Consider the following 25,035-nt stretch of genomic DNA (forward strand, 5'->3'; position numbering starts at 1 on the left):
GTGCGTGGGTCGGGGAGCCTCAGGCGGTGGTCACCAGCCCGAGCTCGGCGCGGGAGGACAGCACCGGATGCTGCGGGGTGACCCGCACGGTGAAGCCCACCCGGCCGGGGGCGGCGAGGGCGAAGCGGGCTGCGAAGCGCCCGTCATCCCCGCGTCGCAGCGGGATCAGCTGCGGATCGATGATCTCATCCCCGTCGGCGACCTCTCCCAGGACCGCCTCCACCAGCACGTCCTCGTCCGCGAGGCCGGCGAGGTCGACCTCGGCCGAGAGGGTGACCTCGGCGCCGGTCGCCACCCGGTCCCCGGTCGTGCCCTCGAGGCGCACATCGCGCACGGCGATCTGCGACCACACCTGGCCCACGCGTGCCTTCCACTCGGTGAACGCCCCGGCCAGAGCGGGATCCGCAGCGAAGGCGCCCGAGGCACGAGCGGCCGGGAGGTAGAGGTCGGTGACGTAGTCGCGCACCATCCGGGCGGCGGTGATCTGCGGGGCGATCCGCACCAGGGAGGAGCGGACCTTCGTCATCCAGCCGCGCTGCATCCCGCGCGCGTCGCGCTCGTAGAACAGCGGCGCGATCTCCTGCTCGAGGATCTCGTACAGCGCCCCGGCCTCGATCCGGTCGCGCTCGACCTGGTCGGCGACGTCCGCGGTCGGGATCGTCCACCCGGCCGCGTCGTCCTTCATCTCGTCCCACCAGCCATCGGAGATCGAGAAGGTCAGACCGCCGTTGAGCACGGCCTTCATGCCCGAGGTGCCGGAGGCCTCCTCGGGGCGGACAGGATTGTTCAGCCACACGTCGGCGCCGGCGATCAGCACCGAGGCCATGCGGATGTCGTAGTCGGGCAGGAACACGATCCGGTGGCGCACGCCGTGGTCGTCGGCGAACTGCACCAGCTGCTGGAGGAACTCCTTGCCGGGGCGGTCGGCCGGGTGGGACTTGCCCGCCACGACGATCTGGACCGGACGCTCCTCGTCCAGCAGGATCCGCTTGAGACGCTCGGAATCCGAGAGCATCAGCGTCAGCCGCTTGTAGGTCGAGACGCGGCGGGCGAAACCGATGGTCAGGACGCCCGGGTCGAGGATGTGGTCGGTCCAGGCGAGCTCGGCCTCGTCGGCCCCGCGGCGCAGCCAGGAGTCCTTCACGTGCTTGCGCGCCATCGCCACGAGGTCCGCGCGCAGCGCGTCCCGGGTGGAGGTGAGCTCGTGGTCCGTGAGGGCCGACAGCGCGCTCCAGTCCGACATGGAGGAGATGTCGATGTCGCCGAGCGCCTTCTTGTACAGGTCATCCATGTGGGCGGAGGTCCAGGTGCGGCGGTGCACGCCGTTGGTGACCGAGCCGATCGGGACCTCGGGCACGTCGAATCCCGGATACAGGTTCTGGAACATGGCGCGGGAGACGGCGCCGTGGAGCTTCGCGACGCCGTTGGAGCGCTGGGCGATGCGGAAGCCGAGCTGGGCCATGTTGAAGATGTCGCCGCCCTCCTCGATGCCGAGCGCGAGCGCGGCCTCGACCGGGAGGGAGGGGATCAGGCGGGAGAGCCCCTTCTCGTCGGCGTCGAGGTAGCCGCGCAGCTGCGAGGCGTCGAAGCGGTCGATGCCGGCGGGCACCGGGGTGTGGGTGGTGAAGACGGTGCCGGCGCGCACCTCGGCGACGGCCTCGGAGAACCCGGCGCCGGCCTCGATCAGGCGACCCACGCGCTCCAGCCCGGAGAACCCGGCGTGGCCCTCGTTGAGGTGGAAGACGGTGGGGGCCGGTCCGCCGGTGACGCGGGCGTACTCCTGCACGGCGCGGACGCCGCCGATGCCCAGGACGATCTCCTGGACGATGCGGTGCTCGTGGTCGCCGCCGTAGAGGCGGTCGGTGATCTGGCGGGCGGACTCGTCGTTGCCCTCGACGTTCGTGTCCAGCAGCAGCAGCGCGACCCGGCCCACCTGGGCCTTCCACACGGCGATCGCCACGTCGCGGCCTCCCGGGAGGGTCACGCGGACGGTGAGCTGGGTGCCGTCCTGCTCGAGGACGGGCTCGACGGGGAGGTCGGCGGGGTCGTTGAGGCGGTACTCCTCCTGCTGCCAGCCGCTGCGATCCAGGGACTGGGAGAAGTAGCCCCACTGGTAGAGCAGGCCGATGGCGGTCAGGGGGACGCCGAGGTCCGAGGCGGACTTCAGGTGGTCGCCGGCGAGGATGCCGAGGCCGCCGGAGTAGATCGGCAGGGTGGGGGTGATCCCGAACTCCATGGAGAAGTACGCGATCGAGGAGCCCTGGCCGGTGCCCTGCTCGCCCGGGACGGTGCGCTGGAACCAGCGGCCGGAGTCGAGATAGGTGCGCAGGTCCCTGACCTCGGAGCGCATCCGTGTGAGGAAGGACTCGTCCCGCGCCGCCTCGGCCAGGCGCCCGGCGGGCACCATGGGCAGCATCGCGAAGGGGTTCTCGCCGCTGTCGACGAAGGCCTGCGGGTCCAGGCTGCGGAACAGGTCGACGGTCTGTCGACGCCAGGACCAGCGCAGGTTCAGCGCGAGATCGCGCAGGGGGGCGAGGGCGTCCGGGAGCTCGGAGGCGACGGTGATCGTGGAGATCGGCTTCATGGCCACCAAGATACCCGAGCCGGGCCTCCTTCTTGCAATGGTCTTGCGTGTCGGGATCACCGAAGTCCGGGAGAATTTCTGGACCCTCACCAGCACTGTTGGGACACCTCCCGTTCATCCGCGCGAGTGGCCGTCACGATCTGTCACCCTCTTGCAAGAACTTTCAGCGACCTCCGCTCCCCTCCTCCTCCCCCACTCGACCCCGCTCCGCGCGCTCTGCGCCCGAGACGGCGCTCCTGCCTGCCACAATGGGGATCGGCACCGTGGGGGCGGTGCCGTCGACGAGAGCACAGCGCATGGAGGGGCCCGGATGGTCAGCGAGGCAGCGACCGGGGACGTCATGGATCTTCCCGGGATCCCGGAGGACACGATCGATCTCGGGGAGCGGCTCGATCCGGTGCGGACCCTCCTGCGGCGCACCGCGGGTGGGGACCGTCGCGCAGCCGGTGCGCTGCTGGACGTGCTCGGGCCGCGGATCCACGGTCTCGCGGTCCACGTTACCGGCTCCGCCGCCCGTGCCTCGGCCCTCACCGTCAGCGTGCTGCGCTCGTGCCTGCGCGATGCTGCCGAGCTCGCCGCGAGCGGCCTGCCCGGCGAGGCGGCGGTGCTGGACCGGGCCCGACGCGCGGCGCTCGCGACCCGTCCCAGCGGCGACGTCCGCTCGCTGGTCTCCCCCGCCGCCGCGAACGACCGCACCCGTGACCGACGGGAGGTGGACGTGCTGCGGGTCCTGCTCGTCCTCCCGCTGCCCCAGCGCGCCCTCGTCGAGTCCGCCGCGCAGGGCCGCTTCGCGGCGACGGGGGCCGAGCGGCCGGGAGCCGCGACCGCCCTCGCCCAGGTCCTCGACGCGCTCGTGCCCCTCGCCGGCCCGGAGGACCCGGAGCTGCGGGCCCTGGCCGCGCTCGACGCCCTGGCCCTCGCGGACCCGTCGGAGCAGGCACGGCTGAAGGAGATCGCGCGAGGTCCCGAGACCGCGGGCGTGCACCGCCACGCGATCGAGGCGGCGGCGCGGCTGACGCTCCTGACCGCCGTCCCGCCCTCGCGGGACCTGCATGTGGCCGTGCTCGAGGGCTTCGCCCCGGAGCCGGTCCCCGCCCCGGCGCCCGAGGCGGCCTACAGCGGCGACTACGCGACCCCGGTGCTGGGCACGGATTCGCAGCGCCGCATGGTGGGGCCGCCTGCCCGTCCCGGCGCCGCACCGGCCGCGGCGCCCGGGGTGTCGGCCCCCTCGGCCCCGACCCCCGTCCCCTCCGGCGGCGAGCAGTCCGCCCCGGACGCCGCCCCCTCCTTCGCCTTCCGCCCCGGAGACGAGGCGGAGCGCGGCCGCCGTGCTCGCCGCCGGCGCCGACAGCAGGCCCGCGCGGGGACGCGCCGCACGCCCTGGATCTCCCGCACGCTCGCCGCGCTCCTGGCGGTGGCCGCGCTGGTGCTGGGCGGGCTGCTGGTGACCACCCGCGGCGATCTCGCCGAGGCCGAGGAGTTCACCGACACCTGGACGACGCTCTCCCTCTCCCCCGAGGCGCAGCTCGTGCCGGGGCTCAGCGACAACGGCACCTGGCAGGCGGTGATCGCGGAGGACGGCGTGGCGCTGCGCGCCGAGGGCGTCGCCGGCTGGGACGGCGAGGTGCTCGAGCTGTGGGGCGAGACCGACCGGATCGCGCGGAGCCTGGGCGTGCTGGACCTCTCCCGCGACGGCGAGATCGCGTTCACCGCCGACGGGACGGCCGATCGTCTGCTGGTCACGCGGGAGATCGCACCGGGCAGCGGCTCCGGCTCCCCCTCCCCGCGGGTGGTGGCGACGCTCGACCGCGGGATCAGCGGCATCTGAGCGAGGCGCTCGTCCGGCGCGGGTCGCGGCCCGACGTCGGCGCCCGCTCACCGAGCCGGCCGGGACGATGCCGGGAGGACGGAAGGGGCCGATCACCTCGCGGTGATCGGCCCCTTCCGGCGGCTGGACCGGTGCTCCCGGCCCGGACCTCAGTCGCGGGTCAGGCGGCGGTAGGTCACGCGGTGCGGGCGCGCGGCCTCCTCGCCCAGGCGGGCGACCTTGATCTGCTGGTAGGACTCGAAGTTGCCCTCGAACCAGTACCAGTTCGCCGGGTTCTCCTCGGTGCCCTCGTAGGCGAGGATGTGGGTGGCGACGCGGTCGAGGAACCAGCGGTCGTGGGAGACGACCACGGCGCAGCCGGGGAACTCCAGCAGCGCGTTCTCGAGCGAGCCGAGGGTCTGCACGTCCAGGTCGTTCGTCGGCTCGTCCAGGAGCAGCACATTGCCGCCCTGCTTGAGGGTGAGCGCGAGGTTCAGGCGGTTGCGCTCGCCGCCGGAGAGCACGCCGGCCTTCTTCTGCTGGTCCGGGCCCTTGAAGCCGAACTGGGAGACGTAGGCGCGCGAGGGGATCTCGACCTTGCCGACCTGGATGAAGTCCAGCCCGTCGGAGACGACCTCCCAGAGGTTCTTCTCCGGATCGATGTTCTCGCGGTTCTGGTCGACGTAGCTGATCTTGACGCTCTGACCGATCTTCAGCTCGCCGCCGTCCAGGGGCTCGAGGCCCACGATGGTCTTGAACAGGGTGGTCTTGCCGACGCCGTTGGGGCCGATGACGCCCACGATGCCGTTCGGCGGCAGGGAGAAGGAGAGCCCGTCGATGAGCATCCGCTCGCCGAAGCCCTTCTTCAGGTCCTTCGCCTCGATCACCTGGTTGCCCAGGCGGGGGCCGGGCGGGATGGTGATCTCCTCGAAGTCGAGCTTGCGGGTCTTCTCGGCCTCTGCGGCCATCTCCTCGTAGCGGGCCAGACGGGACTTGGACTTCGCCTGGCGGCCCTTGGCGTTGGAGCGGACCCAGTCCAGCTCCTCCTTGAGGCGCTTGGCGAGCTTCTGGTCCTTCTTGCCCTGGACCTGGAGGCGCTCCTCCTTCTTCTGCAGATAGGTGGAGTAGTTGCCCTCGTAGGGGTAGAGGTGGCCGCGGTCGACCTCGGCGATCCACTCGGCGACGTGGTCGAGGAAGTAGCGGTCGTGGGTGACGGCGATGACGGCGCCCTCGTACTGCTGGAGGTGCTGCTCGAGCCAGAGCACGCTCTCGGCGTCGAGGTGGTTGGTGGGCTCGTCCAGCAGCAGCAGGTCGGGCTTCTCCAGCAGCAGCTTGCACAGTGCCACGCGACGGCGCTCACCGCCGGAGAGGTGGGTGACGGGCTCGTCGCCGGGCGGGCAGCGCAGCGCGTCCATCGCCTGCTCGAGCTGCGAGTCGAGGTCCCAGCCGTTCTGGGCGTCGATCTCGGTCTGGAGCTTGCCCATCTCCTCCATCAGCGCGTCGAAGTCCGCGTCGGGCTCGGCCATCTCCTCGCCGATGGCGTTGAAGCGCTGGACCTTCTTGAACAGCTCGCCCATGCCCTCCTGGACGTTCTCCAGGACGGTCTTGGACTCGTCCAGCGGCGGCTCCTGCAGCAGGATGCCGACGGAGTATCCCGGGCTGAGGCGGGCCTCGCCGTTGGAGGGCTGGTCCAGCCCCGCCATGATCTTCAGGATGGTCGACTTGCCGGCGCCGTTGGGGCCGACCATGCCGATCTTCGCGCCCGGGTAGAAGCTCATGGTGACGTCATCGAGGATGACCTTGTCGCCCACGGCCTTGCGGGCCTTGTACATCGTGTAGATGAACTCTGCCAATGTGGTGTCCTTGTCGGAGAGCGGTCGGAGTGCTGGTCTCTCACCGGCGCGCCGCAGGGCGGCGCCGCACGGGAGTCGTCGCGATGACCGACTCTACCCCGCCCGCCCTCCGCGCGACCCGCCCGGGTCCGGCTCGGGCCGCCCAGATGGAGGGCGAACCGGCTCAGTCCGTCGGGACTCCGCGCTCGGCGAGCACCCGCCGGGCGATGCTCACGCCGGGCTCGGTGCCCTCGGGGCGCGGATCGCCGTTGCGGGGCCAGAGATGCGCGTCGATGCCGAGCGCCCGGGCGGCCTCGACGTTCTCCGCGCGGTCGTCGAAGAAGATCACCGCCGAGGGGAGCCGCACTCCCCCGGTCTCGTGCGCCAGCACGTCCAGCAGCACCTCGTAGATCTCCCGCTCGGGCTTCACGGTGCGTTCCTCGGCGGAGATCACCGCGAGGGTAAAGGCCTCGAACCAGTCGGCCTTCCGCACCGCCTCGCCGAAGGCAGCCGAGGCGTTGGACAGCAGCGCCATGCGCACGTCGTTGCGGGCGAGGTCGTGCAGCAGCGCGCGGGAATCGGGCTCCAGGCGCAGGAAGTAGCGGTTGTCGGCGTCCTGCAGCTCGTGGATCTCCGCAGCGGTGAGCTCCTCCACGCCGGCGGCGCGGGCGACCAACCCCCAGTACTCGGCAGGGCTGGTGCGGCCAGCGTCGTAGTCGCCGCGCTCGGCCCACAGCGCCTCGCCGACGGCCTCGACGTCTCCGCCGAGCAGCTCGTGGATGTCGGGGACCGGGTCGTGGCCGGCGCTCAGCACGCCGCCGAAGTCGAAGACGACGGTGGGGCGCTGCGGGGCGCGTCGTCGGTTCTTCTTGCTCATGGGGTCACGTCCTCACAGGTGGGGAGTCCTTCGACGGTGCCGGTCTCGGCGATGGTGGTCGTCGCCTCGAGGGCCTCCTCGAAGGTGCCCACGGCGACGACCTCGAGCCCGTCGGGCTCGTAGCCGACGACCTCCTCGCAGTTCGCGGAGGGGGCCAGGAAGAACTCGGCGTCGGACTCCTCCGCGCCGACCATCTTCTGGCGGATACCGCCGATGGAGCCGACGGTGCCGTCCTCGGCGATGGTGCCGGTCCCGGCGATGGCGTGCCCGCCGGTGAGGGCCCCCTCGGTCAGCTCGTCGTAGACGGACAGGGAGAAGATCAGCCCCGCGCTCGGGCCGCCGACGTCGCCGACGGCGATGTCGATGTCGAGCGGGAACTCGTGGCCCTCGGCGAGGATCACCCCCATCCGCGGCGTGCCGTCGACGAGTTCGGTGGGGACCTGGAGGTCCTTCTCCTCGCCGTCGCGGCGCACGGTCATCTCCACGTCCTCGCCCTCGGGCACGGCGGCGATGAGGTCGCGATAGCCCTGCACGTCGCCGGCGGTCTGCCCGCCGACGGAGACGATCACGTCGCCGCCCTCGAGGGTGCCGGCCGCGGCGCCGTCCTCCTGGACGCCCGCGATCATCACGACGTCGCGGTACTCGATGTCGAGCTCGTCAAGGGCGACCGCGACGGCGTCCTGCTGGGAGGTGCTCATCGCGGCGGTGTTGGTCAGGGTGGTCTGCTCGCGGGTCTGCCCGTCGGGGAAGACCGCCTCGCGCGGCAGCACCATCTTGGAGCGGTCGAACCAGGCGGCGACGACCTCGACGGGGGTCACCCTGTAGCCGGGCCCGCCGTCGACGGAGACCGTGGTCATCATGAGCGACCCGTCGGTGGGGTGGGTCTCGGCGCCGTCGATGACGAGGATCTCCTCGTCCTCCCACTCGCCGAGCACGTCGATGGCGGGGCCGGGCCGCTCGATGACGTAGGGCACGGGGAGCAGGGAGCCGCCGAGGATCATCGCGCACAGCAGCGCGAGCATCGTCAGTGCGAGCCGGGGCCGGGCGAGCTGCGCGTCGTCGATCGCGCGCGCGGCCGCCGCGCGCACCCCGCGGCGGCGGGCAGGGGGCGTGGGGTCGTCGGTCACCCAGCCCATTGTGCCGCACCGGGCGGGACGGTCAGCGCGCTGCCGGGGTGCGGTCGGTACCCTGGGGACCCCACGGACCGCAGGAGGTGGCCATGAGCGATGCCCCGATCCCGGGTGGACCCGGTGACATGGACGAGGAGGCGCTGAAGCGCTTCCTGAAGGAGACCTTCGGGGACGCGCTCCCCGAGGGAGCGCTGGACGGGCTGGACCTCTCCGCCCTGGCGCAGCAGGCGAACCTCCCCCAGGACCCCGCGCAGCTGCGTGCGGCCGCCGCCCAGATGCAGAACCTCTTCGCCGCCCAGGGCGACAGCCCCGTGAACTGGCAGATGGCGGAGGACCTCGCGCGTCGCACCGCCGCCGGGCAGGTGACCCTGCCGGGCGTCGAGACGCCGTCCGGCACGCCTGGCGATCCGAGCCCCTCGGCCGAGCAGGTCGCCGAGCTGCGCCAGGCGGCGCAGGTGGCGCGGCTGTGGCTGGACCCGGTGCTCGCGATCGACGTGCCCTCCGCGGAGCTGCAGGTGTACAGCCGCGGCACCTGGCTCGCGCGCACCCTGCCGCGCTGGAAGCCGATCGTGGAGCCGGTCGCGAAGTACATGGCCGGCGCCATCGGCGAGGCGATCAGCGCGCAGATGGGGCAGATGGGCGATCTGGGCGCCATGGGCGCGGCCGGGATGCAGATGCCCGGCGGCGGCGATCCGGCCGGGATGATGGAGCGCATCGGCGGGACGATGTTCGGCGTCCAGTTCGGTCACGCGATCGGGGCGCTGGCCCGGGAGATCTCCGGCACCACGGACCTGGGGCTGCCGCTCGGCCGCGACGGCGAGCCGGCGCTGGTCGCCGCCAACGTCGAGGACCTGATCTCAGCGCACTCCCTCGACCCGGCGTCGACGCGGATCTTCCTCGCCTCCCGCGAGATCGCGCACACAGCGCTCTTCACCGCCGCGCCGTGGCTGGGACGCGCCCTGTTCTCCGCGATCGAGGACTACTCGCGCGGGATCACCCTGGATCTCGACGCGCTCGACGAGATGGTGCGGGACCTGGACCTCTCGGACCCGCAGTCGATGCAGGCGCGCCGGCCCGAGGAGATGTTCGTCTTCACGCGCCGCGCCTCGCAGGAGCGGGCCCTCGAGGAGCTCGCGACCACCCTCGCACTCATCGAGGCGTGGGTCGACCACGTCACCACCAAGGCGCTGACCGGCAAGCTGCCGGACCTGGAGGCGCTGCGCGAGGTGCTGCGCCGCCGCCGCGCGGCCGGCAGCCCGGCCGAGCAGATGCTCTCGAAGACCATCGGCATCGAGATGCGTCCGCGCCGCGTGCGCGAGGCGCTGTCCTGGTGGGAATCCGTGCTGGCCACCGAGGGCGAGTCCGGCCGTGAGGCGAAGTGGGACCACCCCGACCTGCTGCCCACGGCGGAGGTGCTCTCGGGCACGCCGCAGGCGCCGAGGACCGACGCCGCCGCCCCGGCCGAGGGCGCGGAGGAGCTCGCCGACGTCACCATCCCCGCCGACTTCGACGCGGAGCTCGAGAAGCTGCTGGCCGGCGAGGGCGTGGACGACGCGCCCCACGAGGACGAGCAGGGCCGGCTGCGCGAGGACGGCGAGGGCCCGGGCGATGGGGAGTCCACCGACGACGGCGGTTCGGACAGCGGCGACTCCGACGGGTCCGGCACCGACCAGGACGGGAACGGCCCGGCGGGCGATGCCCGCTGAGGTGGACGACGGCACCGCGGACGCCTCGTCGGTGGCGGACGGGGCTCCTGCCGCCGAGCCGCCCGTGAGCGCTCCGACGTCGTCGGCCGCGCCCGAGCCGGCGGCGACAGAGCTCGCCCTCGCACTCGAGGGCGCGGCCTCGACGCCCGCCCTCGCCCGGGAGTTCCTCGACCTGCTGACGGGCGTGCCGCGCGCCCTGTACCGCGACGGCGGGCCGCGCCATCTCACCGCGAGCGCGATCGTGACCGATGCGCCGGGCGAGCACGTGGCGCTCGTCTGGCACCTCAAGGGCCGCTTCTGGGTGCAGCCCGGCGGTCATCTCGAGGACGGCGAGACGAGCCTCGAGCAGGCGGCGCGGCGCGAGGTCGCCGAGGAGATCGGACTGTCGGGCCTGGAGCGCATCGGCGAGGGCCCGGCCATGCTCCACCGTCACGGGCTGGACGCCGCCTTCGGCCGCTGCCAGGAGCACTGGGACGTGCAGTACCTGCTGCGCGGCCCGCGCCCGGCGGCCCAGATGCCGCTCAGGGCGAGCGAGGAGTCGGGGGACGTGCAGTGGTTCCCCTGGCCCTCCCGCACTCCCCTGCCCGGCCCGGCGGCGAAGCTGCTGCCGGAGGGCGTGGTCCCGGACCTGCCCGCCGCGCTGGATGCCCTCGCGGAGCGCTTCGCGACGCTGCTGCGCTGAGCTCCAGCGCTGAGCTCCAGCGCCGCGCGGTCCGGCGCCGGCCTGTGCTCGACGGCGTCCGCGGGCGCAGCACCGCCCGCCCCGGCCGCGCTCAGGCCTCTCCGGCGGCCTCCTCGACGTCGTCGCCGTCCAGCGGCGGCATGTTCTTCACCCAGGAGACCCCGTCGAGGAATCCCTGCGCCTTCTCCGCCTGCGGGTAGGCGGCCATCAGGGCCTTGAACTCGGGCCCGTGGCCGGGCACGAGCAGGTGCACCAGCTCGTGCATCATCACCGAGCGCACCACGTAGTCCGGCATGCCCTGCAGCTGGTGCGAGAGCCGGATCGTGCCGTCTGCCGGGGTGCACGAGCCCCAGCGGGTGTTCTGGCGTGTGGACCACGTCACCGAGGCGGGGTGGGCCCGGCCACCGAGATGAGCCTCACTGACCTCGCGCGCCATCCTCATCAGCTCTGCATCGCTGCGCCTCGCGGGGGTGCTGCGCGCCTCCCGCGCGACCATCTGGTCGACCATCTTCCGTGCCCAGTCCCGCTCCTGGCGGGCGCTGAAGGAGGCGGGGATCGCGACCACTATGTCGCCGTCGCGCCTCGTGATGGACACGGTGCGGCGCCGGCGTGCGCTGCGCCGCACGAGCACCCGCTCGCCGCGGGGCCCGCTCAGCTGCTCATGGTGGACCAGATCATTCATGGGGCAAGCCTGGCACGCTCGGCCGGCGAAGTTTTTTCGTCCACAGCTGTGCACTGCGATTCGGCCGGTCAGAGCGTCGTGACCGGGGACGATGACGGTTCCTCCACAGTGTTCACACCGGGTGGGGCCGGCTGTCCACAGGATGGGGCCGGTTGTCCACAGCCGGTCCCCGGTCTGTCTTTGACCCGCCCGGTCCGCAGGGGCTAGGTTTCCCTGCACGTAGGACCCCGGGATAACTAGCAGGACGCACACGGGGAAGGTGCGCGTGGTGCTGAGCGCCCCGGGGTCCTACGGCCCAGGTCGGCCTCACGCTGCCGTCGGGCCGCCGATATCGGCTCGTCGTGCGCACTTCCTCGGCTCCCCGGAGCCCCCAGCCTCCCGAAGCGCACGACGGGCCGGTCAGATCGGATCACCCTTCTTCTGCGCCGCGCCGCGGCTGTTCCTGATTCGTGCGCATGTGCGCCCCCCGCTACAGTGGTCCGGTCCCGGTCCGCGGCGAGAGTCGTGCGCCGGCGAATGTTCATCACTCACGAACCCACGAGGAGCGGATATGGCCGACGAGACCTATGCCGGAGAGTTCTACTGCGTCAAGTGCCGCGAGAAGCGGGAGGCCGAGGGCAACGTCGTCGTCTCCAACGGCCGTCGCATGGCCAAGGCCGTGTGCCCGGAGTGCGGCACCAAGCTGAACCGGATCCTCGGCAAGGCCTGATCGACGTACTGCGAGGCACGAGCGGTAGGAGATCAGGCAGCAAGCACTGCTGATCGACGTACTGCGAGGCTCTGCCTCCACAGACCGCGGAGGGCGGGGCACCATCGGTGCCCCGCCCTTCGTCGTCCCCTCGCCCGTCGCGGGCGCGCTCATGCCGCGTCGGCGTCGGGGAGGGGGTTCTTCCGCGGGCGGCCGCGGCCGCGCTTGACGGCGATGATGCGGCCGTCCTGGAAGATCGCGCCTCCCCAGACGCCCCAGGGCTCGCCCCGGTCCAGGGCGCCCTGGCGGCACTCCTGGATCAGGGGGCAGTCGGCGCACAGGAGCTTGGCCTGCTCGAGGTCGGCGGGGCGCTCGGAGAAGAAGAGGTCGGCCGCGTCCGCGTCGTGGCACGGCAGCATGTCTGCGGAGGCGTCCGCAGGGTTCAGGAAGGTGGTCAGTAGAGAAGTCATCGTCTCGCTGCTTCGACGTCGTCGGGAAGGACGGCCCCGGGAGGGGCGGGAGGGGGCGGCGCCGGCGCCGCCCCGTGCAGCGAGGGTGGACCTCGTCAGCTCAGGCGGAGCACCGCGGGGGCATAGCCCCGTTCGCGCGGCAGAAGAGCGGGCGCGCCGAGGGGGCGCAGGCCAGCTCCTGCCAGATTCCTGAAAACGATCACGAGACCCACCCCCTTTCTGTGCGCGTGCCCCGGCTTCCCGGCTCACGACCCGAACGATTGACGTAGAGGACTCTACACCCGTCCCGGCGAATGCAGAAGTATTTTTTGACCTGCGGTTTCAGTCCTTCTCGGAGGGTCCGGCGAGGATCTGCAGCAACGCGGCGCCGTAGGAGGAGACCTTCGCGGGGCCGATCCCGGGCACGGCCAGCAGCTCCTCCTCGGTGCGGGGCGCGCGCTCGGCGACGGCCTCGAGGGCGGCATCGGTGAGCACGGCGTATGCGGGGACGCCGCGCCGCCCGGACTCCTCGCGGCGCCAGCTGCGCAGCTCGGCGAGGAGCTCGGGCCCGGCGGTGGAGGGGCAGCCGTCGTGGCGGCCGCGCCGCTGCTCGGCGGCGGAGACGAGGCCCTGCCCGCACACCCGGCACTCGGAGTAGACGGTGGCGGAGCGGCGGCCGGTGCGGCGCGGTCCGGGACCGGGCGCGGTGCGCGGGGAGTCGGGATGGGCGAGCACCCCGTCGAGGAAGCGGGAGGGCTTGCGGGAGCCGCGGGCGCCGGGGGTGCGGGCCGCGGCCCAGCTGACGGTGAGCAGGTCGCGGGCGCGGGTGAGGGCGACGTAGAACAGTCGCCGCTCCTCCTCGACCTCGGCCGGGGTCTTGGCCATGGAGATCGGCAGCAGCCCGTCGCTCGCGCCGACCACGAACACGACCGGCCACTCCAGGCCCTTGGCGGCGTGGACGGAGGCGAGGGTGACGCCATCGACGACGGGCGCGGCCTGCGACTCGGCCCGCTCCTCGAGCTCGCGGACCACGTCGGCCATGGTCGCGCCGGGCCGTGCGGTGATGGTGTCGGTGAGGCCGACGAGGGCGTTCAGCGAGTCCCAGCGGTCGCGGATCGCGCCGGTGGTCTCCGGGGCCTGCTCGGACCAGCCCTGCTGGGAGAGGACGTCGCGGACGGCGCGGGCCGGGTCGAGCTGCTCGACCCGGGTCGCGGCGCGCAGGGACACCATCGCGCGCCGCACCTCCTGCCGTTCGAAGAAGCGGTCCCCGCCGCGCACCAGGTAGCCGATGCCGCGGGCGGTGAGCGCCTGCTCGAACGCCTCGGACTGGCTGTTGGTGCGGAACAGGATCGCGATCTCGGAGGCGGTGCGGCCCTCGCCGATCAGCGCGCCGATGCGGTCGGCGATCCCGTCGGCCTCGGCGGCGTCGTCGGGGAAGGACTCCACCAGCGGCGGCGGCCCGGCATCGCGCTGGGAGACGAGGGTGAGACGACCGGCGCGGGTGCGGCCCTGCGCGCCGTCGAGGACGGTGTTGGCCATGCGCACGATCTCCGGGGTGGAGCGGTAGTTGCGCTCGAGGCGGATGGTGCGGGCGCGCTTGAACTCGCTGCGGAAGTCCAGCAGGTAGGAGGCGCGGGCGCCGGCGAAGGTGTAGATGGTCTGGGCGGCGTCGCCCACCACGCACAGGTCGTCGGAGGTGCCCAGCCACAGCCGCAGCAGCGCGTGCTGCAGGGCGGAGACGTCCTGGTACTCGTCGACGACGAAGTGCTTGTACTGGGAGCGGACCTCGCGGGCGACGTCGCCGCGCTCGGTGAGGAAGCCGACCATGTGCAGCAGCACGTCCTCGAAGTCGATGACGTTGTGCTCCTTCTTCACCTCCTCGTACTGGGTGAGGATGCGGGAGATGGAGCGGGAGTCGAAGCCGGCCACGCCCGGGCGGCGGGCCTGCGCGGCCGCGTCCGGATAGGTCTCGGGGGTCAGCATCGACACCCGCGACCACTCGACCTCGGCGACGATGTCGCGCAGCGCCGCGCGGTCCACGCTGAGGTGCAGGCGGGAGCAGGCCTCCCCCACCGCGGCGTACTTGCTGGGGATGATGTCGGGCATCGGCCCGCCGACGACGCGGGGCCAGAAGTGGCGCAGCTGGCGCAGCGCGGCGGAGTGGAAGGTGCGGGCCTGCACGGCGGGCACGCCCAGGTCCCGCAGGCGCGAGCGCATCTCGGCGGCGGCCTTCGCGGTGAAGGTGACGGCGAGGACGTGGCGGGGGTTCAGCTGACCGGTGCTGACGCCGTACGCGATGCGGTGGGTGATCGCGCGGGTCTTCCCGGTGCCGGCGCCGGCGAGCACGCACAGCGGCGTGCCGAAGCTCTCCGCCACCTCGCGCTGCTCGGGGTCGAGCGCGGCGAGGAGCGACTCCGCATCTGGCGGGGCGCACGGGGCGGTGGCGTCGGGGGCGGCGGTCTGGTCGGTCATCGCCCTCCATCCTGCCAGGGCGGTGCGACGCTCCACTGGGTGCTGTGGACGGCGGGTGCCTCACACCTCGCCGGGGCGTCGGGACACGAGCGGCCGGGGTAGTCTCGGCCCGCACCTCACGGGTGATGGCGCGTGGCGTCCCGCTACGCCTATATAGGCGTAGAGGTACGCCACGCGCCATCGACTGACCGTTGCCCTCGCCGACGTCGAGCCGAGGGCAGCAGGTCGATCAGGACCCCGCAGGTCGAGCCGGGCCGGCAAGCGCCGCTCAGGCCTCGGCGGAGCGGCCGTACCAGTCGTCGATCAGGGCGCGGCCCATCGAGGCGGGGCCGGGCAGCTCGATCTCGTCGGCCGCGAGAGCGGCGGCGAGCTCCTCGCGGCTGAACCAGCGCGCCTCGGCGATCTCCTCGTCCTGGAGGGTGAGCTCGCCTGCCTCCGGCGCCCAGGCGCGGTAGCCGAGCATGAGCGAGCGCGGGAAGGGCCAGGGCTGGCTGCCCATGTATTCGACCTCGGTGACGGTCACGCCCACCTCCTCGGCGACCTCCCGGGCGATGGCGTTCTCGAGGCTCTCTCCGGGCTCGACGAAGCCTGCGAGCACCGAGTGGAAGCGGCCGCGGAAGTGGGCGTTGCGGGCCAGCAGCAGGCGGTCCTGGCCGTCCCGCACGGCCATGATCACTGCCGGGTCGGTGCGGGGGAACTGCTCGACGCCGTCCTCACGGCAGCGCAGCACCCAGCCGGCCTTCTCGGGCTCGAGCAGCCCGCCGCACAGCGGGCAGTGCCGCATCGAGCGGTGCCAGGCACCCATCGCGACCGCGGCCGCGGCGAGGTCGGCATCCGCATCGGCCAGCCGGTCCGCGACGCGCCGGAGGTCGCGCAGATCACGGCCGGGGTCGTCGAGCTCGGGACTCGGCTCGGGGATCTCCACGGCGAGCACCCGCACGCCGTCCCGTCGGCCCAGCAGCACCAGCGGCTGGGTGGTGCCGCCGCGAGGGTCCGCGGTCTCCAGCACGGCGTGCAGCGTGCCGTGCTCGTCCTCGGAGAGGGTGACCGCCCCGGCGCGGGTGACGAGATAGCGGGCGTCCTCGCCGGGGGCGAGCACTCCGTCCTCGCCGCGCAGCAGCGCGTCGCGGTCGGAGCCCAGGAGGGTCAGGGGCGTGTTGAGATGCGGTCCACGGAGCGTCGGCATGGCCTCGAGCCTAACCGGCGGGCGGGGTCGGGACGGGTACGGTGGACGCGTGCATCGCAACTCCTACTCCATGGCTGCCCTCGCCGCGGCGGCGGTCCCCGGGCTGGCCCCGGTGCGGGCCTCCTCCATCGCCACCCCGGTCGAGGATCTCGACGTCGCCGGAGTGGTCGCGGAGGACGGCCGCCGAGTGCTGGTCCACTCCCCCGCCACCACGGCGGCAGGGATCCATCTCGAGCGCGACCTGCGCGTCGCCGATGCCCTCACCGGGACCCCGCTGAAGGCCGTGATCCCGCCCGTGCTCGGCTACGTCAAGCTCCCCGAGGGCGGGCGCAGCGCGGTGACCGAGGCCCCCGTCGGCCGGCCGCTCATGCTCGACGACCTCCAGCACAGCGAGGAGCTCGCCCGCTCCCTCGGCGAGGTCCTCGCCCGGATCCACACCGTGCCGCGCTACGCCGCGGAGTCCGCCGGGGTGGAGTCCTTCACCCCGGAGGTGCTGCACGCCCGCCACCGTGCCCGGATCGACAAGGTCCATGCCGCCGGGCACCTGCCCGCCGCGGTCGCGCAGCGGTGGGACGCGCTGCTGGCCGATCAGGAGCTGTGGGACTTCACGCCCCAGTTCATCCACGGGGACCTGTCGGAGGAGAGCCTGTTCGTCTCGGGCCGGCGCCTCAGCGCCGTGCGGGACTGGTCCTCCTCGATCGTCGGCGATCCCGCGGCGGATCTGGCCTGGCTGATCTCCTCGCTGGACCCGGAGCGGTTCGACTCCCTGTACGCCGCGTACCGCGAGGAGCTGCCCACCTCCAGCCATCCCCGACTGATGGAGCGGGCGCAGGCGCTGGGCGAGTTCGCGGTCGCGGAGTGGCTCGAGCACGGCCTGGAGATCGAGGACGAGGACATCGTCGCCGACGCCCGCGGCATGATCGCCGACCTCGACGCGGACCTCGCCCAGATCGCGCGCGAGGAGGCCGAGCGCACCTACGACGAGATGAACGCGCACGAGGACGGCGGGCGGTCCGCCGACAGCGCCCGCTCCGAGGCCTGAGCGAGACCCAGCTCCCTCACCGACATCGGTCGTCCGAGCATGCCCCGGCCGGCATGAGCCCGCGGCGGGCTCGGCCTTCCGGCCTCGTCACTCCCCCGACAGCATCTCCGCGATCCGTTCGCGGGAGGGGTGCTCGGTGACCTCGTGGGTGATCCCGTCGGCCACGAAGTGGAAGGCCGTGCGGATGTTCTGAAGCGGCAGACCGGTCCGCTCGTGCCAGGCCAGGCGGTAGAGCGAGAGCTGCAGCGAGCGTTCGCGCAGCTGGGAGGGGCGGGGCATGCGGCCCGTCTTCCAGTCCACGATGATCACCCCGCCGGTGCCGTCGGGCCCTGCTGTGCCGTCGCCGCCCTCGGGGTCTGCGAAGACCGCGTCGATCACGCCGCGCACCCCGATCTCGCCGATCCGGGTGGTGACCGGCTGCTCGACCGCGAGGGGGCTGCGGTGCGCCCAGTCGGAGGCCTCGAAGGCTTCGCGCAGGGCGCGGGCGTCGGCGAGGGCGCGCTCCTCCTCCGGATCCTCGAGATCGGCGAGGTCCTCGAGGTCCAGCAGGGTCGCGCTCTCGAACCGGGTCTCGAGCCAGGCGTGGAAGGCGGTGCCGCGCACGGCGGCCGGCGAGGGGCGGCGCGGCAGCGGGCGCAGCAGCTCGATCGCGGCGGCCTGCGGGTCGCGGGCCTGCGCCACCACCTGGGAAGCAGAAAGCCGCGGTGGGGAGTGCACGGCGGGCGCGGCGGCGTGCTGGGCGAGGTCGGCGAGAGCGCGTCGCACGAGCTCCTCGAGCTCCGGGTCGGCGAGCGAGGGCGCCTCGATCCCTGCGGCCGACGCGGGGACTGCCGGGTCGGATTCCGGAACTGACTGCTCCCGCGCGACCTCGGCGAGGCGGGCGGCGGCGCGGGTGCGGGCCTGCTCGGCCTCGCCCGGGGCGGGCGGCCAGGTGGCGGTGGGCCGCTCGGACTCGAGCGGGTTCTCCTCCGGCACCTCCTGCGCGGAGCGGAACGCCTCGGGCAGCAGCGGCGCTGCCTCGGTGAGATAGCGGGAGCGGGGCCGCGGGGTGCGCAGCCCCTCGCGCCAGGCGGCGGAGGTCAACAGCAGGCGGCGCTTGGCGCGGGTGACGGCGACGTACATCAGGCGACGGTCCTCGGCCAGCGCCTCCTCGCCCTGCGCGAAGCGGTACTCCTGGATGATCCCCTCGGCGTCGACCTGCGTGTCGGCCTCGGCCCAGGCGAGCTCGGGCAGGGTGTCCGCATCGCCGCGCAGCGCGGTGGGGACGGAGGCTCCGGCGAGCTTGCCGAGCCAGCCGTCGCCGGGCACGCGCACCCGCCCGGTCTCGTCGGCCTTGGCGCGGCGCAGGTCGTAGGAGGGGACGGAGCCCTCGGTGAGCCCGGCGACGGCGACCAGGTCCCACTCCAGGCCCTTGGCGGAGTGCATGGTCACGATGGTCACGGCGGCGGGGTCGTGGGCCTGCTCGGGCGCGGCGGTGACGGAGAGCCCGGCCTCCTCGTCCTCGCTGATCTCGAGCAGGTCGAGATAGGCGCCGAGACCGCCGCGGCGGGCGGTGCGCTCGAAGGAGGCGGCGTGGTCGCGGAACGCCTCGAGGTCGGCGAGCGCACCGGTGCCCGGGGCGGTCTCGAGCAGCGTGAGGTCCACCTCGAGCACCCGGATCGCGGCGGTGACCAGGTCCGGCAGAGGCAGCGGGAGCAGGCGCCGCATCTCGCGCAGCATCTGCTGGAGGTGCAGCAGCCGCTCCCGGCCGACGGGGGTGAGGGAGCGGCCTGAGGGGTCGGTCCAGTCCGCCGGCGGCAGGTCGTCGACCGCGTCGACGAGGGAGACCTCCTCGGCCTCGTCCCGGGCGCCGACGGCCCCGGCCTCGCCCGCGCCGGCCCGTCGGCGGGAGCCCATCCGGTCCCGCCAGCGGCCGAGGACGGCGAGATCGCGGGCGCCGAGCCGGATCCGCGGCCCGGTGAGCAGGCGCATCAGGGCGTCGCCGCGGCCGGGGTCGTGGGCGCATTCGAGCAGGGCCCGCACGTCGGCGACCTCGGGGCGGTGCAGCAGCCCGCCGAGGCCGACGACCTGGGCGGGCAGTCCCCTCTCCTCGAGCCCGGCGACGAGGGCGGGGATCTGGCGGCGGGCGCGCACGAGCACCGCGGCGGAGGCGGGCGGGGCATCGTCGGGGCCGGCGCCGTCCCCTGCGTCGCGTCCGTCCTCGGCGCGACGGGCGAGGATCCAGTCTGCGATCGCGCTGGCCTCGGCCCGCTCGTCGGCCGCCTCGAGGATCTCGCAGGCTCCCTCCCCGCGCCGGGGCGGGGGTGCAGCTCGGGGATCTCTATCCCGGCGCCGGCGGCGCGCAGCGGGGCGGCGACGCGGTTGGCGACGGCGAGCACGGCCTCGTCGTTGCGCCAGGAGGTGGACAGGGTGCGCTGGAGGACCGGCTGCGCCTCGGTCGCGAAGGCGTCGGCGAAGCCGGCGAGGGAGGCGGCCGAGGCGCCGCGCCAGCCGTAGATCGCCTGCTGCGGGTCGCCGACGGCGCAGGCGGCATGCCCGGGGCCGAAGAGGTCGGTGAGCATGCGCAGCTGGGCGACGGAGGTGTCCTGGAACTCGTCCAGCAGCACCACGCGGTGCATGCGACGGGCGAGGGCCGCGGCGGCGGGGACCTCGCGGGCGATGCGGGCGGCGAGGGAGACCTGGTCGGAGAAGTCCAGTGCGGAGTCGGCGGTGCGGATCTCGGCGAAGCGGCGCAGCAGCGGGATCAGGGCCAGGCGCTGCTCGAGCTGGTCGATCACCTTCGCGACGTCCTTCGGGGTGGTGCGTCGCCGGCCCTCGACCTGCAACGGGATCTGGGAGAGGTGGTCGCGGATCTCGCGCAGATGCGCCTCGAGCTGCTCGGGGGTGACGAGATGGTCGGCGAGCGAGGAGCTCAGCGAGAGCAGGGCGGCGGTGAGCGTGGCCGGGGAGGCCTCGAGGTCCAGGGAGTCGTCCCAGCCCTCGACGATCTCGTGGGCGAGCTGCCAGGAGGCGGAGGCGGACATCATGGTCAGGTCCGGGTCGATGCCGACGGCGAGAGAGTGCTCACGCACCAGGTCCAGGGCGAAGCCGTTGTAGGTGTGGACCAGGGGTCGCTGGCCGACGAGCTCGTCGCCGCCGCGCTCGAGGCCGGGCGGCAGCTCCTCCCCGGCGCCGCGGAGGGCGGCGGCGAGGGTGGCGAGGCGGGCGCCGATCCGCTCGCCGAGCTCGTGGGCGGCCTTGCGGGTGAAGGTCAGGCCCAGCACCTGGCGCGGTTCGACGATGCCGTTGGCGATCAGCCACACCACGCGGGAGGCCATGGTCTCGGTCTTCCCGGAGCCGGCGCCGGCGACCACCAGCATCGGCGCGAGCGGCGCCTCGATCACGGAGGTCTGCTCGGCGGTGGGCGGGGGTTGCTCGAGCAGGGCCGCGAGCTGCGCGGCGGAGTACCGGGCGGCAGGATCTCCGGGGGCGGTGACATGGACGGAGTCGGTGGTCACAGCTGCTCTCCTTCGGGCTGGAGCGGGCAGCTCGCGCGCACTGCGCAGTGGTCGCAGTGCGCGTTGCGACGCGCGGTGACGTGCTCTCCGGAGACGTCGCGGGCCACGTCGCGGACGAGCTCGTCGAACCATTCGGGGTGCTCGGCGCGGCCCAGCGCGGTCTGGGTGCGCACCGCGGCCCTCTTCCCGCCGGTGCCGACGTAGACGAGCTGGGCGCCGTTCAGCCGCTCGGGGGCGTCCTCGCCGAGCTGCTCGGCGAGCGCCCCCTCGCGCACGGCGGCCTGGTAGGCGGCCAGCTGCAGGTCCTCCTCGGCCTTCGCGGCGGACTTCGCGGTGCGGCCGGTCTTAAGGTCCACGACCCGCAGACCGGTCGCATCGCCCTCGATCCGGTCGATGCTGCCGCGCAGGCGGACGCGGTCCAGCGCCACCTCGAAGGGCGCCTCGACGGCGAGGGGCTCGCCGGCGACGCGGAGGTGCTCGGTGAGCAGGCGGGCGGCGTCCTCGGCGTGGCGCACGCGGCGGCGCCCGGACCAGGTGTCGGTGCCGGGCATGCCGCGCAGCAGGGTGTGCAGCTCGTCCAGGAGGTCGACCTCGCCGCGGGGGTGGATCTGGGCGAGGTGGTGGATCGCGGTGCCGAGCAGCTGGGCGGGGCCGCCTGCGCGGGTGCCGCCGGCGCGCTCCATCAGCCAGGACTGGGGGCAGTCCACAGCGCGCTCGAGAGCGGAGGGCGAGAGGCTGATCGGGTCCTCGGGACCGTGCAGCGGCGCACTCGAGCTGGGCTCCTGGTGGTACCAGCGGCCGGGGTCGGTGCCGGGGGCGCCGGCGCGGCCCAGGGCCTCCAGGGCGAGGGCCGCGTCGCGGGAGCGGACGGGGTCCTCCTCGTGCAGCCGGCGGCGCAGCGCGGCGACGAGGCGGCGCGCGTCGGGGGCGGGGCCGGGGTCGCGGCGCAGCACCTCGGGGTCGATCCAGGGCTCCCCCGCCGCGTCCTCGAGCACGTCGAAGAGGGCGGAGGGCTCCTCCTGCTCGCCCTCGATCGCGGTGAGCAGCACGCGGGTGCGGGCGCGGGCGAGGGCGCTGACGGCCAGGCGCAGCTCGTCGGCGAGGACCTGCTCTCGCTGCAGGGCGCGCAGCGCCTCGGGGCCCGGGGCGGGGTCGGCGGCACGGGGTCCGGCGAGCAGGGAGAGGTCCGCGGCGCCGAAGAGGGTCGAGCGCAGGCGCAGATCCGGCCAGGCGCCCTCCTGGAGGCGGGCGAGGACGACGGTGTCGCGGTGCTCGCCGGCGAGCTGGGCGGGGGTGAGCACGTCGATCCGGCCGCGGGCGGCGGCGGCCGGGGCGAGCGTGTCCTCGACGACGGCCTGGGCGCGGATCTGCTCGACGAGGTCGAGGGCCCCGGCGCCGGGGCGGCGCTCGGTGAGGCGCTCGGCGGCGGCGAACAGCTCCAGCAGCGCGTCCAGCCTCGCCGCGGCCATCCGGGCACGGGCGCCGTCCACGTCCCCGGAGTCGCCGAGCGCGGCGCGGCGCCAGCCGCCGGCGAGGCCGGAGGCGTCCCAGGCGTGCCAGAGCACCTGTTCGGCGCCGTCCTCGCGGTGCTCGCGGACGGCGCGGATCATGTCCCGGATCCGGTGCACGGGGGCGGCGGCGCGGTCGCGGGCGTCCGCGGCGGGAAGGCCGGGCACCTCGTCCTCGACGAGGGCGCGGGCGAGCAGCTCCTCGCTCGTGACCGGCGGGGCGGGGGCATCCTCCGTGCTGTCCTTCGGTCGGTGCTCGGCCGGCTCGAACTCCTCTGCGCCGCTCTCCTCCGACGCTCCCGATCCCGTCGGGTCCTCCCCTGCCGCGCTCGCCTCCTCCGCGCGATGGGCGGCCAGCAGCAGGCGGCGGATGCGGCGCAGGCGCAGGTCGTCGGCGTCGCCGAAGGGGCCGCGCAGCAGCGCGGTCGCGGCGCGGGCCTCGAGCGGGACGCCGGCCGGGGCGAGGCCGAGCTCGAGGATCGTGAGCAGGTCGTCGGCCACGGCGACGTCGCGCAGCGGCTGGGGGCGGCGCGGGACCCGCACGGGCAGGCCGGTGCGGGAGAGCAGATCGGCGACATCGGCGACGGCCGCGCCGGAGCGGCACACCACGGCCATGTCGTCGTAGTCGACGCCCTCGCGGTGGTGGAGGTCGCGCAGGGCGGAGCCGATCAGCCGCGCCTCGTCCAGCGGGTCCGCGGCGCGCAGCGCCACGAGTCCTCCCGGTCGCTCGGCGCGGGGCCGACGGGACGCGGCCGGGGCGCCCGCGAGGGGAAGCCTGCCCCGCAGCGCATCGACCACGGCGACCAGCGGCTCCTCGCCGCCGTGCGCGCCGTGCAGCGTGATCTCGAGCGGCGCGCCGGGCAGGGCCTCGCGCAGCCGGGCGGCGGCATCGGGCAGGGCGCCGCGGAAGGTGTCCACCGCCGCGTCGGGGCAGCTGGTCACCAGCACCTTCGCTCCGGCCGCGGCGAGCGCGACGACGAGGTCGATGCCGGCGGCGGTGAGGTCCTGCGCGTCGTCGACCACCACGGTGCGGAAGGTGGCGGGGAGGGTCGGGTCCGCCAGGAGCACGGCGGCGCGGCGCACCAGCGCGCCGGAGTCGAGGCGGGGTCCGGCGTCGAGCGCTGCGGAGGCCTCGAGGTCGAGCACACCGAGGTAGTCGCGCAGCAGCGCCGCGGCGTCGCGCCAGGCGGGGCGGTCGTGCTCGCGGCCGAGCTCCTCGAGCGCGACGGGACCGAGGCCGAGCTCCCCGGCGCGGGTGATCAGATCGCGCAGCTCGGTGCGGAAGCCGAGCAAGGTGCGTGCGCCGGGGTCGACGTCCAGGTGCCAGGCCGGGCGCTCGGCGATCAGCTCGGCGAGCAGGGCGTCCTGCTCCGCGCCGGTGACCAGGGTCGGCTCGCCCAGCCCTCGGCGCAGCGCGTCTGCGCGGGCGATCGCATGGGCGAGGGCGGGCGGGGTCATGGCGCGGGCCGTGCCGTGCCCACGGACGGCGAGCGCATCGCGCAGACGCCCGGCGGCGAGGCGGCGCGGGGCCAGCAGCAGCGCGTCCTCCCCGACGGCGTCGGCCGCGGCGAGCGCGAGGGCGGTGCGGCCGCTGCCGGGACCGCCGTGGACGATCACGTGGTGGCCGGCAGCGACGGCGTCCAGGGCGCGGCGCTGGCCCGAGTCCAGCTGCGCGGCGGGCAGCAGCGCGGGCAGCGCCTCGAGATCGGGTCCGAGCAGGCGGATGCCCTCCCCCGTGATGGTGCCGGTGCGTCGCATGGGACCATTTGACCCCATGGCCCTGACGTCCGCGATGCTCCGCACAGGCCTCTGACGGCGGTACAGTGTGCGGGATCACCCGATATCCCTAATGTCGGATTCCGGAGGTTGACCTCATGTCCTCGCCCACCACCTCCCGGATGCCCCGCGAGCAGCGTCGCTCGCAGCTGCTGCGCCTGGCCACCGAGGTGTTCACCGAGAAGGGCTACCAGGCCACCTCGATGGACCACATCGCCACTGCCGCCGGGGTCACCAAGCCCGTCCTCTACCAGCACTTCCGCTCGAAGGAGGCCCTCTACGTCGAGGTCCTCGACGCGATCGGCGAGGCGATGCTCGTCGAGGTCCGCGACATGGCCGGGCGCGACGGCGACGCCGAGGACCGGGTCCGGCTCGGCATGCGACGGTTCTACGAGCTCATGTCGCTGAAGAACTCGCTGCGCCTGTTCACCGGCCACGAGGTCGTCTCGGACGAGGTCAAGGAGCGGGTCACCCGGATCCTCGACGAGATGTCGATCGAGCTGGCGGGGGTGCTGCTCTCGTATCGCGCGCTGAGCACCGGTCAGGCGAGGATTCTCGGCCGGGGCCTGATCGGCATCGCCCAGACCACCGCCCAGCAGCTCCACGACGCCGCCGACGACGAGGAGCGCGACGAGATCCTCAGCACCGTGACCGCCGTGGTGGTCGACGGCCTGACGGGCTTCACACCGGTGGAGCAGGCCGGCGCCGAGCGTGGGGACGCCGACGACCCGGCACCCGAGCAGGATGCCTCCCGCCCCTGAGCACCGGCTCGCCCCTCGCGGATAGGACGCGGTTCCGCCTGCGGCGTACGCGCGCCGAAGCGCACGGGGGTCCACGTAGACTCGCCGTGAACAGCACTCCCGTCTCCGCCCGTGAGCGGAGGGAAGGTCAGGTCATGGAGATCCGCATCGGCATCCAGCACTCCCCCCGCGAGCTCGTGATCGAGTCCGACGAGAACGCCGAGGCGGTGCTCGAGCGCCTCAATGCGGCCGTCACCGACGGCAGCCCGGTCACCCTGGTGGACGACAAGGGCAAGAAGGTCCTGATCCCCGGTGCGAAGCTCGCCTACGCCGAGGTCTCCACCGAGGAGCCCCGCCGCGTCGGCTTCCTCGGCTGA

General features: G+C 73.8%; 17 protein-coding genes and 1 pseudogene. 7 read left to right on the plus strand and 11 right to left on the minus strand.

The features are described 5' to 3' along the window. Window positions 1-19 precede the first annotated feature (19 nt). A complete protein-coding gene (gene glgP / locus RBL05_RS04890; RefSeq protein ID WP_308740428.1) occupies window positions 20-2,584 on the minus strand; it encodes an alpha-glucan family phosphorylase in 2,565 nt (854 codons plus the stop codon). 310 nt (window positions 2,585-2,894) lie between these two features. Between glgP and RBL05_RS04895 the strand changes: the two genes are divergently transcribed. After that, the gene (locus RBL05_RS04895) at window positions 2,895-4,412 is read left to right on the plus strand and encodes a hypothetical protein (protein WP_308740427.1); all 1,518 of its coding nucleotides are present in this window, start codon (window positions 2,895-2,897) and stop codon (window positions 4,410-4,412) included. A gap of 149 nt (window positions 4,413-4,561) precedes the next feature. Here the strand turns inward: RBL05_RS04895 and ettA are convergent, their stop codons facing one another. The 3 genes from ettA to RBL05_RS04910 all read right to left on the minus strand — a co-directional run bounded on the left by ettA (window position 4,562) and on the right by RBL05_RS04910 (window position 8,236). Continuing rightward, the gene (gene ettA / locus RBL05_RS04900) at window positions 4,562-6,244 is read right to left on the minus strand and encodes an energy-dependent translational throttle protein EttA (RefSeq protein ID WP_318604128.1); all 1,683 of its coding nucleotides are present in this window, start codon (window positions 6,242-6,244) and stop codon (window positions 4,562-4,564) included. A gap of 163 nt (window positions 6,245-6,407) precedes the next feature. Next, window positions 6,408-7,100, minus strand: coding sequence for an HAD family hydrolase (locus RBL05_RS04905; protein WP_308740426.1), 693 nt, complete (start codon window positions 7,098-7,100; stop codon window positions 6,408-6,410). Then, a complete protein-coding gene (locus tag RBL05_RS04910; RefSeq protein ID WP_308740425.1) occupies window positions 7,097-8,236 on the minus strand; it encodes a PDZ domain-containing protein in 1,140 nt (379 codons plus the stop codon). The genes RBL05_RS04905 and RBL05_RS04910 overlap by 4 nt, the downstream gene beginning before the upstream one ends. Before the next feature lie 83 nt (window positions 8,237-8,319). Between RBL05_RS04910 and RBL05_RS04915 the strand changes: the two genes are divergently transcribed. Both RBL05_RS04915 and RBL05_RS04920 read left to right on the plus strand, forming a co-directional pair. After that, on the plus strand, window positions 8,320-9,936 hold the full coding sequence (locus RBL05_RS04915) for a zinc-dependent metalloprotease (RefSeq protein WP_308740424.1): 1,617 nt from the start codon (window positions 8,320-8,322) through the stop codon (window positions 9,934-9,936). Window positions 9,937-10,000: 64 nt separating this feature from the next. Further along, window positions 10,001-10,618 carry an NUDIX hydrolase gene (locus RBL05_RS04920; RefSeq protein WP_308740423.1) on the plus strand — a complete coding sequence of 206 codons (618 nt, stop codon included), beginning with the start codon at window positions 10,001-10,003 and terminating at the stop codon, window positions 10,616-10,618. 91 nt (window positions 10,619-10,709) lie between these two features. Here RBL05_RS04920 and RBL05_RS04925 read toward each other — a convergent pair whose 3' ends face one another. Further along, window positions 10,710-11,300, minus strand: a complete 591-nt coding sequence (locus RBL05_RS04925; RefSeq protein ID WP_308740422.1) for a M48 family metallopeptidase — start codon at window positions 11,298-11,300, stop codon at window positions 10,710-10,712. Window positions 11,301-11,850: 550 nt separating this feature from the next. On the opposite strand from RBL05_RS04925, the gene RBL05_RS04930 reads away from it, so the two are divergent. Continuing rightward, window positions 11,851-12,009, plus strand: a complete 159-nt coding sequence (locus tag RBL05_RS04930) for a DUF5679 domain-containing protein (RefSeq protein ID WP_010551122.1) — start codon at window positions 11,851-11,853, stop codon at window positions 12,007-12,009. A 149-nt stretch (window positions 12,010-12,158) separates the two neighbouring features. On the opposite strand, the gene RBL05_RS04935 is transcribed toward RBL05_RS04930, so the two are convergent. The 3 genes from RBL05_RS04935 to nudC form a co-directional block, all read right to left on the minus strand. Beyond that, window positions 12,159-12,458: a WhiB family transcriptional regulator gene (locus RBL05_RS04935; RefSeq protein WP_050815754.1), complete on the minus strand. Its 300-nt coding sequence runs from the start codon at window positions 12,456-12,458 to the stop codon at window positions 12,159-12,161. 321 nt (window positions 12,459-12,779) lie between these two features. Next, complete coding sequence (locus tag RBL05_RS04940) at window positions 12,780-14,909, minus strand: ATP-dependent DNA helicase UvrD2 (RefSeq protein ID WP_308740421.1); 2,130 nt, start codon at window positions 14,907-14,909, stop codon at window positions 12,780-12,782. Between the two features lie 268 nt (window positions 14,910-15,177). After that, window positions 15,178-16,095: an NAD(+) diphosphatase gene (gene nudC, locus RBL05_RS04945; protein WP_308740420.1), complete on the minus strand. Its 918-nt coding sequence runs from the start codon at window positions 16,093-16,095 to the stop codon at window positions 15,178-15,180. A 49-nt stretch (window positions 16,096-16,144) separates the two neighbouring features. Between nudC and RBL05_RS04950 the strand changes: the two genes are divergently transcribed. Then, window positions 16,145-17,137, plus strand: a complete 993-nt coding sequence (locus RBL05_RS04950) for a phosphotransferase (RefSeq protein WP_308740419.1) — start codon at window positions 16,145-16,147, stop codon at window positions 17,135-17,137. 87 nt (window positions 17,138-17,224) lie between these two features. Here RBL05_RS04950 and RBL05_RS04955 read toward each other — a convergent pair whose 3' ends face one another. The 3 genes and pseudogenes from RBL05_RS04955 to RBL05_RS04965 form a co-directional block, all read right to left on the minus strand. Beyond that, window positions 17,225-19,663 (minus strand): 3'-5' exonuclease, encoded by a 2,439-nt coding sequence (locus tag RBL05_RS04955; RefSeq protein WP_318604311.1) that lies wholly within the window; start codon window positions 19,661-19,663, stop codon window positions 17,225-17,227. After that, window positions 19,642-20,496: pseudogene (locus RBL05_RS04960) on the minus strand (UvrD-helicase domain-containing protein); the annotation flags it as partial. The gene RBL05_RS04955 and the pseudogene RBL05_RS04960, both read right to left, overlap by 22 nt. A gap of 134 nt (window positions 20,497-20,630) precedes the next feature. Then, window positions 20,631-23,900, minus strand: a complete 3,270-nt coding sequence (locus RBL05_RS04965; protein ID WP_308740417.1) for a UrvD/REP family ATP-dependent DNA helicase — start codon at window positions 23,898-23,900, stop codon at window positions 20,631-20,633. Between the two features lie 116 nt (window positions 23,901-24,016). Between RBL05_RS04965 and RBL05_RS04970 the strand changes: the two genes are divergently transcribed. Both RBL05_RS04970 and RBL05_RS04975 read left to right on the plus strand, forming a co-directional pair. Further along, window positions 24,017-24,679, plus strand: a complete 663-nt coding sequence (locus RBL05_RS04970) for a TetR/AcrR family transcriptional regulator (protein ID WP_308740416.1) — start codon at window positions 24,017-24,019, stop codon at window positions 24,677-24,679. A gap of 86 nt (window positions 24,680-24,765) precedes the next feature. Next, complete coding sequence (locus RBL05_RS04975; RefSeq protein ID WP_308740415.1) at window positions 24,766-25,035, plus strand: DUF3107 domain-containing protein; 270 nt, start codon at window positions 24,766-24,768, stop codon at window positions 25,033-25,035.

Source organism: Brachybacterium sp. GU-2 (assembly GCF_030866705.2).
GTDB classification, from domain to species: domain Bacteria; phylum Actinomycetota; class Actinomycetes; order Actinomycetales; family Dermabacteraceae; genus Brachybacterium; species Brachybacterium conglomeratum.

Excerpts from the sequence above, each read along its gene's own strand:
- RBL05_RS04915 (WP_308740424.1), top strand. The coding sequence starts at position 8,320 with ATGAGCGATGCCCCGATCCCGGGTGGACCCGGTGACATGGACGAGGAG.
- RBL05_RS04925 (WP_308740422.1), bottom strand. The coding sequence starts at position 11,300 with ATGAATGATCTGGTCCACCATGAGCAGCTGAGCGGGCCCCGCGGCGAG.
- RBL05_RS04935 (WP_050815754.1), bottom strand. The coding sequence starts at position 12,458 with ATGACTTCTCTACTGACCACCTTCCTGAACCCTGCGGACGCCTCCGCA.
- RBL05_RS04895 (WP_308740427.1), top strand. The coding sequence starts at position 2,895 with ATGGTCAGCGAGGCAGCGACCGGGGACGTCATGGATCTTCCCGGGATC.
- RBL05_RS04905 (WP_308740426.1), bottom strand. The coding sequence starts at position 7,100 with ATGAGCAAGAAGAACCGACGACGCGCCCCGCAGCGCCCCACCGTCGTC.
- glgP (WP_308740428.1), bottom strand. The coding sequence starts at position 2,584 with ATGAAGCCGATCTCCACGATCACCGTCGCCTCCGAGCTCCCGGACGCC.
- RBL05_RS04965 (WP_308740417.1), bottom strand. The coding sequence starts at position 23,900 with ATGCGACGCACCGGCACCATCACGGGGGAGGGCATCCGCCTGCTCGGA.
- RBL05_RS04910 (WP_308740425.1), bottom strand. The coding sequence starts at position 8,236 with ATGGGCTGGGTGACCGACGACCCCACGCCCCCTGCCCGCCGCCGCGGG.
- RBL05_RS04930 (WP_010551122.1), top strand. The coding sequence starts at position 11,851 with ATGGCCGACGAGACCTATGCCGGAGAGTTCTACTGCGTCAAGTGCCGC.
- nudC (WP_308740420.1), bottom strand. The coding sequence starts at position 16,095 with ATGCCGACGCTCCGTGGACCGCATCTCAACACGCCCCTGACCCTCCTG.
- RBL05_RS04970 (WP_308740416.1), top strand. The coding sequence starts at position 24,017 with ATGTCCTCGCCCACCACCTCCCGGATGCCCCGCGAGCAGCGTCGCTCG.
- RBL05_RS04940 (WP_308740421.1), bottom strand. The coding sequence starts at position 14,909 with ATGACCGACCAGACCGCCGCCCCCGACGCCACCGCCCCGTGCGCCCCG.